Below are 12,252 nucleotides of genomic sequence, written 5' to 3'. Positions count from 1 at the left end.
ATGAACGTGGCGAGCCTTGACGGTGTCAGCCACCGCTACGGGCGGACCACCGCCCTGGAGGGGGTGAGTCTCGAGCTGCCGGCCGGGGAGCTGGTCGGGCTCATCGGCCCGGACGGGGTGGGCAAGTCCACCCTCCTCGGACTCATTGCCGGGGTACGCCGCCTCCAGGGGGGCACCTGCCGGGTGCTGGATACGGACATGGCCCGCACCCGCGCCCGGCGGCGGGTGTGCGAGCGCATCGCCTACATGCCCCAGGGCCTCGGCGGCAATCTCTACCCCAGCCTGAGCGTCGCCGAGAACGTGGACTTCTTCGGCCGCCTGTTCGGGCAACCGCCGGCGGAGCGCCACGAGCGTCGGCGGCGTCTGCTCGCGGCCACTGGGCTCTCGGAGTTCTCGGGCCGCGCCGCCGGCAAGCTCTCCGGCGGCATGAAGCAAAAGCTCGGACTCTGCTGTGCGCTGATCCATGACCCGGAGTTGCTGATCCTCGACGAGCCCACCACCGGCGTCGATCCGCTCTCACGGCGTCAGTTCTGGGGCCTGCTCGCCGACATCCGTGCCGAGCGACCGGCGATGGGCGTGATCGTGGCCACCGCCTACATGGAGGAGGCGGAGGGCTTCGACCACTTGGTGGCCCTCCACGACGGCCAGGTCCTCGCGACCGGCGCCCCGGCGGCGCTGCGCGAGCAAACGGCCACCGACACGCTGGAGGCCGCCTTCGTGGCGTTGCTGCCGGAACGCGCCCGCGGCGACGGCGCTGGCGTGGCGCCCGGCGAGCCGCCCGGGGAGGACGCACCGGTGGTGATCGAGGCGCGGGATCTGACCCGGCGCTTCGGGGATTTCACCGCCGTGGACCGGGTGAGCTTCCGCATCCGCCGCGGCGAGATCTTCGGTTTCCTGGGCTCCAACGGCTGCGGCAAGACCACCACCATGAAGATGCTCACCGGGCTGCTGCCGGCCAGCGAGGGCACGGCGACGTTGCTCGGCGAGCCGGTGGGCACGGGAGTGGCCGCCCGCGAGCGTGTCGGCTACATGTCCCAGTCGTTCTCGCTCTACGAGGAGCTCAGCGTCCGCCAGAACCTCACCCTGCACGCGCGGCTCTTCGACCTCGCCACGGCGGATCGGGCGGCACGGGTGCAGGCCAGCCTGGAGCGCTTCCGCCTCACCGCCGTGGCCAACCAGCTGCCGGCGGCCCTGCCGCTTGGCGTGCGCCAGCGGCTCTCACTGGCGGTCGCGCTGATCCACGACCCGGAGCTGCTGATCCTCGACGAGCCCACCTCCGGGGTGGACCCCGTGGCCCGGGATGCCTTCTGGCGGGAGCTCATCCGACTGTCCCGGGAGGAGGGGGTAACCATCTTCCTCTCCACCCACTTCATGAACGAGGCGGCCCGCTGTGACCGCATCTCGCTGATGCACGCGGGCCGGGTACTGGCGGTGGATCACCCGGAAAACCTGCGTCGGGAGCGGGACAGCGAAGACCTGGAAGGGGCGTTCATCGCCTACCTGGAAAAGGCCATCGGGGAAACCCCTGCCACCGCCGCGGGCACCGGGGCCGCGGCCCACAGCGAGGCGAGGGCCGGCGGCGCCGGTCCCCGATTACCGCCAGGCCTGCGGCGCCTCGGCGCCTTCGCCTGGCGCGAGGCCCTGGAGCTCTGGCGCGACCCCGTCCGGCTGGCCTTTGCCCTGCTCGGCCCGCTGGTGCTGATGATCGCCTTCGGCTACGGGATCTCCTTCGACGTCGACGATGCGCCCTTCGCGGTGCTCGATCGGGACCGTTCCCCGGAGAGCCGGGCGCTGCTGGAGCACTTCCGTGGCTCGCGTTACTTCGCCGAGCAGCCGCCGATCACCGACCTCGCGGAGCTGGAGCGGCGCCTGGCCTCCGGCGAGCTGCTGGTGGCATTGAACATCCCCCCGGACTACGGGCGGGATCTGCTCTCCGGAAAGCCGGTCACGGTGGGCGTGTGGCTGGACGGCGCCATGCCCAACCGCGCCGAGACCACCCGGGGCTACGTGGAGGGCGTCTATCTCGGCTATCTCCAGGAACTGGCACGGGGCCGCCGCGAGGCCGCCGCCCTCCGGCCACCGGTGGAGATCGAGACCCGCTTTCGCTACAACCAGGCCTTCGAGAGCGCCAATGCCATCACCCCGGGCGTGATCATGCTGCTGCTGGTGATCGTCCCTGCCATGCTCACGGCAGTGGGCGTGGTCCGGGAGAAGGAGCTCGGCTCCATCACCAATGTCTACGCCACCCCGGCACGGCGCCCGGAATTCCTGCTGGGCAAACAGCTCCCCTACATCGGCGTCGGCATGGTGAGCTTCGCGACCCTGCTGGCGTTGGCGGTGACGCTGTTCGACGTCCCCGTGCAGGGCAGCGTCACCGCGCTGGCCATGGGGGCGCTGCTCTATGTCACCGCCACCACGGCGCTGGGCCTGCTGATCTCCGCATTCGTACGCAGCCAGGTGGCGGCACTGTTCGCCGCCGCGATCATCAGCGTCATCCCCGCGGTCAACTTCTCCGGCTTCCTGGCCCCGGTCTCCTCGTTGGAGCCTGCCACCCGCGCCCTCGGCCTGCTCTTCCCGGCCGCCTGGTTCCAGGATATTTCCCTCGGCACCTTCGCCAAGGGCCTGGGTATGCCGGCATTGCTCGCCGAATACCTCGCCCTGCTCGCCTTCGCGACGGCCTTTCTGGGGCTGGCCATGGCGCTGCTGCCGGAACAGGAGCGCTGAGCATGCGGGCAGCGCGCAACGTCCTCTGGCTTGGGCTCAAGGAGCTCGCCAGCCTGCGTCGGGACCCGGTGATGCTGGTGCTCATCGTCTACGCGTTCAGCATCGCCGTGTACTCCGTCGCCCAGGGCCTGAAGATGGAGGTGAGCAATGCCTCCATCGCCGTCGCCGACGAGGACGGCTCCACGCTCTCGCGGGCACTCACCGACGCGTTCCTGCCCCCTTACTTCCGGGAACCGGCGCTCATTGCTCCGGGGGATATCGACCGGGTCATGGATGCGGGCCGGTATACCTTCGTGGTGGACATCCCGCCACGGTTCCAGGCGGATGTACTCGCCGGACGCCGACCGGCCGTGCAGGTCAACGTGGACGCCACCGCCATGAGCCAGGCAGGCAACGGGGCCCGCTACATCCAGCAGATCGTCACCGAGGAGACCCGCCGCTTCGTCGCCCGGGGCACCCCCGACACGGAGCTGCCGGTGGAGCTGCTCACCCGGGTGCGCTTCAACCCCAACCTCCAGGGACACTGGTTCACCGCGGTGATGCAGGTGATCAACAGCATCACCATCCTCTCCATCGTGCTGGTGGGGGCGGCGGTGATCCGCGAGCGCGAGCACGGCACCCTGGAGCATCTGCTGGTCATGCCGCTTACGGCCACCGAGATCATGCTCTCCAAGGTCTGGGCGAACGGCGCCGCAGTGCTGCTGGCTGCATCGGTGTCGCTGTATGCCGTGGTGCAGTGGTGGCTCGGTGTCCCCGTGGCGGGCTCGGTGGGCCTGTTCCTTGCCGGGGCGGGACTATACCTGTTCTCCACCACCGCCCTGGGCATACTGCTCGCTACCCTGGCCCGCTCCATGCCGCAGTTCGGTCTGCTCGCCATCCCCGTGTTCGTGGTGATGATCCTACTGTCAGGGGCCACCACCCCCATGGAGGCCATGCCGGAGCTCCTCCAAGACCTCATGCAGGCCCTGCCCGCACCCCACTTCGTGCGCTTCGCCCAGGCGGTGCTCTACCGCGGCGCCGGGCCCGCCATCATCTGGCCGGACCTCGCCGCCATCGCCGGCCTCGGGGTCGTGTTCTTCGCCGCCGCGCTGCACCGCTTCCGCGCGAGCCTCGCATAAGTAAGGAGGGCCCAGGAGCGAGAGCCCGGGAGCGGGGCGGGATCTAGGGGGCGCGCTGCGTGGAAGCACGGAAGGCGGCGGGTATTACCCCCGTATCCACATGCACGTCAGGGCTCCAGCCGCCGCCCCTTAACTTCCTAACACGCACGCATTCCCAAATTCTCTTTCTTTGTATCATGTTCGTGACCTCTCCCGCTGAGCCCTATCCCCCTTACGCTTGGCCCTTTTTCCTAATTTAAAACGCCTCTAATTCTCGATGACTATCCATTCATGACACGAACCGTGACTCTTGAACATTCTTTCTGTGTCACTTATATTAATTTCGATCAATACCAGTTCGGTGTTGAGCCATACCCCCGGAACCTGCATGGAGGAGAGGCCATGAGCCATCACGATAAGCTTGCCGAGAAGATGGAATTTCCACCGGCTACCCCGCAGCCCAACATCTATCCGCTGAGCTGGGAGTCGCACACCCAGAAGCTCGAAGAGGTCTGGGACTCCGCCCAGCGCGAGGTCTGGGACCCGGCCAAGCTGCCCTGGGACACCTTCGACCCATCCAGCTATTCCTGGGAGGAACGCGAGGCCATCGCCTACTGGTGGACGCTGCTGTCGGTCTTCGACGCCTCGGCGCCTCCGGTGTTCGCCGAGGCCCTGATCAAGACCTATGAGGTCCATGAAGAGGACCCGGTACGCCGCTGCTTCTTCTCGGTGACCCGCGACGAGCAGAACCACGAGCAGCTCTGCGGGATGTCCATCACCCGTCTGCTGGAGGCGTCGAGTCCGCTGGACTATGAGCCGAAGACGGATCTGGGCAAGCGGCTGCAGCGCAATGCCCACTGGCTGTACTACAACGGCGGCCGCTACTGGGACGGCTATAAGCACGCGGTGCCCAAGTACCCGCTCGCGGTGCTGTTCAGCTCCTTCCTGATGGGCGAGATCGCCGCGGCCACCATCTTCCACCAGATGGCGGCGAACACCCGGGAGCCGGTGTTCAAGGAGGCCTTCCGCAACGTCGGCCGCGACGAGGGCCGGCACATGGCCATCTGCATGGCGGTGATGGAGCGCGACTACCCGGGCCTGAAGGACGACCCCGAGCAGAAGGCCATCATCACCAAGCAGATCCGCGCGGGATATCTGTTCCTCTCCGCGGTGCTCTTCGAGCCGCCGGAGGAGTTCTGGGACCTCCCGTCGGATTTCATCGACACCCAGCGCGAGGCCGAGGAGGTCTGCCGTCAGGCGGGCTTCGGCGTGCCCACCTACGAGGCGAAGAAGGAGAACTGGCGCAACGCCATGCTCAACCTCAAGGGCGTGCTGGACAAGTACGACATCCCCTTCCCCGCTATCCCCGAGGTGGGCATCAGCGGCGAGGAGGTCCTCGAGGTGGACATGGACGAGATCATCCCCGTGTTCTGAACGCCGGTGCCGGCCGAGACCCCGCGGGCCCACCGGCCCGCGGGCCCATTCGACGGAGGGAGAGACCACTATGACCGTCATCCGCCTCTACCCGTCGGGTCAGGAGATCGACTGCCCCGCCGGCAAGACGGTGCTCGGCGCCCTCGAGGACGCCGGCTACGCCATGCCCAACAACTGCCGCGCCGGCGCCTGCGGCGAGTGCAAGACCCGGGTCCGCGACGGCGAGGTCGACCAGGGGCTGGTGCTGGACATGGCCCTGTCCCAGGACGAGCGGGCCGAGGGCTGGGGCCTGATGTGCATGGCCAAGCCCGTCTCCGAAGTGGTCGAGATCGAGTTCGGCACCGAGGATGCCCAACCGAAGCTCTTCCCGCCCCGGGAGAACGTGACCTTCGTGGTGGTCGACCGCATCCCGCGGACGCCGCGGATCGTCGAGATCCGGCTGCGGCCAGTACGCGAGCCGCTACGTTACTGGCCAGGGCAGTACGTCATCCTCGGCAATGAGCGCGAGGGCGCCCCGCCGCGCTCGTATTCCATCGCCAACGCCCCCCGGCCGGACGGCGAGATCGTCCTGCAGGTGGCGCGGATCGATGACGGGACCACCAGCCGATGGATCCACGAGGACCTGGCGGTGGGCGCGCTGGTGCGGGTCTCCGGCCCCTACGGCACCTTCATCGGCGACCCCAGCGTGGACACCCCGGTGCTCTGCCTAGCGGCCGGCTCCGGGCTCGCACCGATTCTCGCGCTTGCCGACGCGGCCCTGCGCCGCGGCTACCGGAAGCCCGTGACGCTGCTGTTCTCCGCGCGTACCGAGGCGGATGTCTACGACCGCGGGCTGATGGCCTTCTGGGAGGCCAAGCACCGCAACTTCCGCTTCCTCACCACACTCACCCGGGAGGACGGCGGTGACTTCCACGGCCGTATCCCGGAGATCCTGCCGCAGCAGTTCCCGGATCTCTCGGAGCACAGCGTGTTCGTGGCCGGCAGCCCGGAATTCGTGGAGGACTGCCTGGCGACGGTGCGCTCTTTAGGGGCCCGCGAGGAGCTCATCCACACCGAGGGCTACTACGAGCAGCAACAGCCCGAGGCCCCGCCCCGGGAGCGACTGGTCAGCGACTGAGGCCGAGGCACCCGCGGGCCTCGGCGGCGATCGCCGCGGCCTCGCGAGCGGCGTCGAGCTCCCGCCAGCCCATCGGCCCCGGGTCCCGCCGGAGCTGGCGGTCGAGCACGGCGACGCTGGCGTCGGAGGCGTCACCGCTGCGGCTGCGGATGCGCTTGGCGAGGACGTCGCGCGGCGCGGTGAGCCAGAAGCCGGCGAAGGGCACGTCCGCGCGGGCGGCCACCGCCTCGGCGCGGGCACGGTCCTCAGGGCGGTCGAAGACCATATCCAGGATGACGCTGTGGCCGTCGGCGAGCAGGGCCGCCGCCTGCTCGAAGGCGTCGGTGTAGACCGCCTCGGAGACCTCCGGTCGATAGGCCTCTTCCGGCAGCGCCTCTTCGGGGTCCACACCGTAACGGCGCTTGCGCAGGACATCGCTGCGCAGCACCCGCGCGCCGGGGGCGGGATCGAGCCCCGGGGCCAACCCGTAGGCCAAAGTGGATTTGCCGGTGCCGCTGAACCCGCCCACCGCCACCAGGTGGGGCCCGGCGGGCGCGAGCAGGGACAGGGCGTGCTCGAGGTAGGCCGCCGCGACGCCGCGGCGCTCGTCACGGGCCGCCGCATCCGCCTGGACCCGCGCGGCCTGGCCGCTCACGTGGGCGCGGATCGCGGCGCGCATGGACAACAACAGCGGCAGTGCCGCCACCCCGTCCGCCTCGTCGCGCCGGTCGAGATAACGGTTGAACACCGTGTTGGCCAGATCGCCATGACCGCGGTGGTCCAGGTCCATGAGCAGGAAGGCGAGGTCGTAGAGGACATCGATGTCCGAGAGCTCGCGGTTGAACTCGATGCAGTCGAAGATGGTGGGCTCGCCCTCGAACAGGCAGATGTTCTGCAGGTGCAGGTCACCGTGGCAGACCCGGACGCGGCCCTCGGCGGCGCGGCGGTCCAGCCGGCCGGCGAGCCCCTCGCAGCGGGCAAGCGATACCTCCGTGAGCCGTGCGACCGCGGCGGCATCCAGCATGCCCTCTGGCAGGGCCGCAAAGCTCTCGCGGTTGCCCTCGATGGTCCGGCGGATGGCCGCGGCGCCCTCCCCCGCGACCACTTCGGCGGTTTCGTGGAAGCCGGCGATGCGATCCGCCAGGGCGATCATCAGTGAGGCGTCCAGCTCGCCACGACCGGCCATGCGATCCAGCAGGTAACGCTGGTCGAAGCGTCGTAACACCACCACGTACTCGAAGGGCTCGCCGGCCCCGCCAAAGGCGATGGCGCCGTCCGCCTCCCGCGTCAGGGCCGAGACCCCGAGATAGAGCGTCGGCGCGGTGCGCCGGTTCAGCGCGACCTCGCGCTCGCAGTAGCGGTGCCGGGCCTGCAGGGTGGTGAAGTCCAGGAAGCCGAGATCCACGGCGCGCTTCATTTTGTAGACGCGGTCCCCCACAAGGAAGACCACGGCGCTGTGGGTATCGATGCGCTCAATATCCACATCGGCGAGCCCGGAGCTATCCGGCCGGCTGAGGAAATCGACGGCGTCGCGCTGCTCATCCAAAGGCTGGCCTCCTGAAGGTTACTGCTGGGAAAGCCCCGGCAGGGTCCGGTATTGTTGCAGCCATCACACCGGGCGCAAAGGAACCGCCATGCCGGAGGACGACGGCCTGCTGGCCATCGAGTTCTTCTTCCAGCAGACCGATCTGCTGGTCAACTTCCTGATCATCCTGCTGGGCATCGCCTTCGGCAACCTTCGCATCAAGGGGGTGGGATTTGGCTCCAGCGGGGTGCTCATCGCCGCCATGGTGGCCGGCTACCTCTATCAGTTCGAGCCCATCATCATCCTCCAGGACCTGGGGATCGTGCTGTTCCTCCTCGCCGTGGGCCTGGAGGCGGGGCCGAGCTTTTTCCGCGCCTTCCGCCAGCACGCCCGGGAGTACATCGTCAATGTACTGGTCCTGCTGGCCATCGCCGGGGTGACCGTGGTGGCCATCATCACCGTCGCGGCCATACCCATGGGCATCGGCTTGGGACTGTTCGCCGGGGCCTTCACCTCCAGCCCGGCGCTGATCAGTGCGCTGCAGTTCAGTCCCGACGAGGAGGTGATCTTCGGCTACGGCGTGGCCTACCCCTTCGGCCTGCTCGGGGTGATCCTGTTCATCACCGTCGCGGTGAAGCTCCTGCGGGCACGCATGGAGGCCGAGATCAACGCCCAGTCCGCGCTGCACGCCGCCGTCTACAAGATCACCAACGACGACTACAACGGCACGCTGATCCGCGACATGGACGTCCTCGCGGAGAACGACGTGGTGGTCTCGGGCATCCTCCGGGACCTCTCCCTGCTGCCGGCCGGCGGCAATACCCCCATCCTGGTGGGCGACGTCATCCGCCTCGAGGGCCACAGCGACGACGTCGCCCGGGTGGGCTCGGTGCTCGGCGAGGAGATCCAGGAGGCCTTCGACGAGAACGCCGAGCTCGACACCCGCTCCATCGCCGTGGAAAACATGTCGGTGGTGAACCGCTCGCTGAGCGACCTCGGGATCCGCCTGCGCTACAACGTCTCCCTCACGCGGGTGGTGCGCTCCAATGTGGAGTTCGTCCCCCGCCACGACCTGGCCCTGGAGTATGGCGACGTCGTGGTGGCCGTCGGCACGCCCTACCAGCTCGATCAGCTGGAGCTCTTCCTCGGCCACGAGCACCATACCGTCCAGCGCCGGGTGGACATCGGCTCGCTGGCGGCGACGTTGTTCCTGGCCTTCGCCATCGGCGGGGTGATCATCCCCATCCCCCAGCTCGGCAACTTCTCCCTCGGGCTCGCGGGCGGCGCGCTGGTCTCCGGGCTGCTGTTCGGCCACTTCGGCAAGATCGGCAACTTCATCGGCCGCTTCCCCCGCAACGCCACGGCGGTGCTCAAGGAATTCGGCCTCGCGCTGTTCTTCGTGCAGGTGGGTCTGGAGACCGGACAGAGCTTCGTCGACTCCCTCGACGCCCAGGCCATCTACTACGCCGCCTATGCCCTGGCATTCACCTTCATCCCCATGGCCGGCAGCTTCCTCGTCGGCCATTACCTGTTGAAGATCCCCGTCAGCCAGTGCTTTGGCGTGATCTGCGGGGGCATGACCTTCACCCCGGGCCTGGATATAATCCGGCAGGTGGACAGCTCGGAACGACCGGTAGTGGCCTATTCCTCCGTATACCCGGTCTCGCTGATCCTGGTCATCGTGCTGGTGCAGGGGATGCACCTGGCGATCGTCAGTATCGGCGCCCTGTAAGGGCGCCCCGGAGGCGGCAACCCATGACATCGCGGCCCCGCGCCATGGACAACGACTGCATGGTCGGCCGCCTGCGCCGACTCTACCAGCTGCAGCTGGAGGACCATCCGGACTGCCCGAGCCTTTACGCGGCCTATCTCCAGGCCGGCTGCGAGCTCCTGGGCACCGGGGTGGGGGTGGTGGCCCACTTGGATACCGGCGCCTGCCACATCGATGCGGCCCACCCGGACGAGGGCCCGCTGTCCCCGGGGGATACACTGGCGCTGGAGAAGGCACCTTGGGCCAAGGCGGCGGCCACCGGCGAGACGGTAATCACCGACGGGTTGACAGCGGAATGCACCTGCCTCGCCACGCTCGTCCACACCAGGGACAACTCCCCCACGATCCTCGCCTTCTGCCATCGCGGCGGGCACCCGTTCCCACGGGAGGATCGGGAGCTCGTGGAGCTCCTGGCCCGTGCCCTTGACTGTGCCACGGGTAGCGGACTGCCACGGCGCCGGCACCGCAGCACCATCGATCGCCTGGACCAAAGCAACGAGCTCTTCGAGAGCGTGTTCCAGTATGCCCCCATCGGCATGGCGCTGATCGACACCACCGGCCATATCCTCCGGTCCAACGAGGCCCTCACGGGGATCCTCGGCTACAGCGACGCCGCGCTGTTCGGCAAGCACGTCCGGGAATTCACCCACCCGGAGGACATCGAGCACAACATGGCCCTGCTGGAGCAGACCCTGGCCGGCGAGCACGGCAGCTACCGCATGGAGAAACGCTACCTGCATCGCGACGGCGCCGTGATCTGGGGGCTGCTCAGTGTCTCCCTGGTCCGCGACGGCGAGGGCGCGCCCCAGTACTTCATCGCCCAGATCCAGGACATCACCGAGATCAAGCAGGCGCGACTGGAGCTCGAGCGCCAACGTGCCGCCCTGGAGGTCGCCAACCGCAAGCTCTCGGCCTACGCCCTGACCGACACCCTCACCGATCTGCCCAACCGGCGCGCCTTCGAGGGACGCCTCGCCGAGGCGGTGGCGGCGAGCAATCGAAACGGGCAACCGGTCTCCCTGGCGCTCATCGACGTGGACGATTTCAAGCACTACAACGACCATTTCGGCCATCCCGCCGGCGACGAGGCGCTGCAGGTGATCAGCGCAGTGATGCGCGACGAGGCGCGGAGCGCCGACTTCCTCGCCCGCTATGGTGGCGAGGAGTTCGCCCTGATCCTGCCGGACACTGAAGAGGACGAGGCCGTCGCCGCCTGCGAGCGCTTGTGCGCCAGCGTGGCCTCGGTCCGGCGGCTGCGCACGCCGGTGACCGTGAGCATCGGCTGCGCGACTCACCGACCCGGCGACGGGGATGGCGCGGACAATGATGAGGTCGCGGTGGAGGCACTGCTCCACCGCGCCGATATCGTCCTCTACCGCGCCAAGCACGGCGGCCGAAACCGCGTCTGCCGCGAGGGCGGCGGACCGACCTAGACGGCCATGGAGCCGAAGACGAAAGCGACTCAGCCGCGCTCCGCTGCCGCGCCGGAAGCCGGCCCGGCGGCGTCCGTCACCAAGGCACGCCAGGGACCAAGCAGCCGCTCCGCGTACCAGGCCGAGACATCCACCGCCGGCGGCGGGCCGTCGGTCAGCCACTCCTCGAGCCGCTCGGTGAGGGCACCGACATCCCCCGGCGGATAGCGGTAAGCGGCCGGGTATTGCTCCGGGTAGCACAGGGCGTCGGGCACGAGGGGACGCGCGCCGGCGCTCGCCGCCTCCATCACGGACAGCCCCTGGAACTCGTGGACGGCGGTGCTCACCACCACCGAGGCCTCGCCGAGGAGGCGCCGGTAGCGCTGCCGCGATACGCGGCCATCGGCGACGATCCGCTCGCCGAGGGCCTCCCGCAGCCGGATGAGTGCCGGCGGCGTGTTGTGGTGGCGCCGTCCGAGCAACGCCACCCGGAAGGATACCCCCCGGTGGGCGAGCCCGATGAGCGCCTCGGCGAACACCTCCGGGGCCTTGTCGTACTCCCAGCGGTGGTTCCACACAACGAGCCCCGGGTCCCGTACCGGTGCGGCGGGCGCCGGCATAACGGGCACGGGCAGGACCCGGCACTTGGCGGCGAGACGGGCGGTGACCCCGGCCGGCACGGCATCCGGCATGCGCCGGAGTAGCGCCTCCACCCCCTCGAGGAAGCTGTCCCGGTTGAACCGGGAGTTGAACACTAGCTCCCCCGCCGCCAGCGCCCCGTAGAGCTGGACCATCTGGGGCTCCACCGAGCGCACCTGCTGGGCTCGGGTGGGGTAGGCGAACTGGTTCTCGTGGAAGTAGTAGATCGCCGGGACAGTGGCGAGGCACGGCTGCAGCCCACGAAGCGTGGCGAGGTCGACCATCGAGGTGGCCACCAGCAAATCGGGCACGCCTGCCGGCAGATCGTCCAGCCAGGAAAGGGGGTTACCGCGAATGCGCCAGCGGAAATGGCGCCCGGGCAACTCGCAAGTCGTCCACGACACGCCGTCCACCGCTTCGGTGAGCCAGCGGGCCCAGCTTCTATGGCTGTCCGCGCCATAGGCGGAGAGCAGCCAGGCGGTGGGTTCGGCCATGCGCCCCTCCCGATTGCCGCGAAAAGCGCACATACTACCGGCGAGCGTATGCCGGAGGCA

The 12,252-nt window shown here is 68.8% G+C and carries 8 protein-coding genes; 6 read left to right on the top strand and 2 right to left on the bottom strand.

The annotated features are described in order from the left end of the window. The 4 genes from rbbA (at position 1) to ACQ754_RS00180 (ending at position 6,372) form a co-directional block, all read left to right on the top strand. On the top strand, positions 1-2,724 hold the full coding sequence (rbbA, locus tag ACQ754_RS00195; protein WP_440994964.1) for a ribosome-associated ATPase/putative transporter RbbA: 2,724 nt from the start codon (positions 1-3) through the stop codon (positions 2,722-2,724). Between the two features lie 2 nt (positions 2,725-2,726). Then, positions 2,727-3,842, top strand: coding sequence for an ABC transporter permease (locus ACQ754_RS00190; RefSeq protein ID WP_440994963.1), 1,116 nt, complete (start codon positions 2,727-2,729; stop codon positions 3,840-3,842). Between the two features lie 381 nt (positions 3,843-4,223). Further along, positions 4,224-5,255, top strand: a complete 1,032-nt coding sequence (locus ACQ754_RS00185; RefSeq protein ID WP_440994962.1) for a ferritin-like domain-containing protein — start codon at positions 4,224-4,226, stop codon at positions 5,253-5,255. Positions 5,256-5,325: 70 nt separating this feature from the next. Then, positions 5,326-6,372 (top strand): 2Fe-2S iron-sulfur cluster-binding protein, encoded by a 1,047-nt coding sequence (locus ACQ754_RS00180; protein ID WP_440994961.1) that lies wholly within the window; start codon positions 5,326-5,328, stop codon positions 6,370-6,372. On the opposite strand, the gene ACQ754_RS00175 is transcribed toward ACQ754_RS00180, so the two are convergent. After that, positions 6,362-7,897, bottom strand: a complete 1,536-nt coding sequence (locus tag ACQ754_RS00175; RefSeq protein ID WP_440994960.1) for an AAA family ATPase — start codon at positions 7,895-7,897, stop codon at positions 6,362-6,364. The genes ACQ754_RS00180 and ACQ754_RS00175 overlap by 11 nt on opposite strands. Before the next feature lie 88 nt (positions 7,898-7,985). Here ACQ754_RS00175 and ACQ754_RS00170 point away from each other — a divergent pair, with 88 nt between their 5' ends. Together ACQ754_RS00170 and ACQ754_RS00165 are read left to right on the top strand one after the other, a co-directional pair. Further along, entirely contained in the window at positions 7,986-9,608 is a 1,623-nt protein-coding gene (locus ACQ754_RS00170) for an aspartate:alanine exchanger family transporter (RefSeq protein WP_440994959.1), read from the top strand. A gap of 23 nt (positions 9,609-9,631) precedes the next feature. Beyond that, positions 9,632-11,080, top strand: coding sequence for a sensor domain-containing diguanylate cyclase (locus ACQ754_RS00165; RefSeq protein WP_440994958.1), 1,449 nt, complete (start codon positions 9,632-9,634; stop codon positions 11,078-11,080). 29 nt (positions 11,081-11,109) lie between these two features. On the opposite strand, the gene ACQ754_RS00160 is transcribed toward ACQ754_RS00165, so the two are convergent. Beyond that, the gene (locus tag ACQ754_RS00160) at positions 11,110-12,192 is read right to left on the bottom strand and encodes a tRNA-queuosine alpha-mannosyltransferase domain-containing protein (protein ID WP_440994957.1); all 1,083 of its coding nucleotides are present in this window, start codon (positions 12,190-12,192) and stop codon (positions 11,110-11,112) included. Positions 12,193-12,252: the final 60 nt, after the last annotated feature.

It is taken from the genome of Arhodomonas sp. SL1 (genome assembly GCF_052060015.1).
GTDB lineage: Bacteria > Pseudomonadota > Gammaproteobacteria > Nitrococcales > Nitrococcaceae > Arhodomonas.
This window is presented reverse-complemented; position numbering and strand designations above follow the sequence as displayed.

What these genes read in the sequence shown, in the direction of transcription:
- ACQ754_RS00170 (WP_440994959.1), top strand. Translation starts at nt 7,986, where the DNA reads ATGCCGGAGGACGACGGCCTGCTGGCCATCGAGTTCTTCTTCCAGCAG.
- ACQ754_RS00180 (WP_440994961.1), top strand. Translation starts at nt 5,326, where the DNA reads ATGACCGTCATCCGCCTCTACCCGTCGGGTCAGGAGATCGACTGCCCC.
- ACQ754_RS00160 (WP_440994957.1), bottom strand. Translation starts at nt 12,192, where the DNA reads ATGGCCGAACCCACCGCCTGGCTGCTCTCCGCCTATGGCGCGGACAGC.
- ACQ754_RS00185 (WP_440994962.1), top strand. Translation starts at nt 4,224, where the DNA reads ATGAGCCATCACGATAAGCTTGCCGAGAAGATGGAATTTCCACCGGCT.
- rbbA (WP_440994964.1), top strand. Translation starts at nt 1, where the DNA reads ATGAACGTGGCGAGCCTTGACGGTGTCAGCCACCGCTACGGGCGGACC.
- ACQ754_RS00165 (WP_440994958.1), top strand. Translation starts at nt 9,632, where the DNA reads ATGACATCGCGGCCCCGCGCCATGGACAACGACTGCATGGTCGGCCGC.
- ACQ754_RS00190 (WP_440994963.1), top strand. Translation starts at nt 2,727, where the DNA reads ATGCGGGCAGCGCGCAACGTCCTCTGGCTTGGGCTCAAGGAGCTCGCC.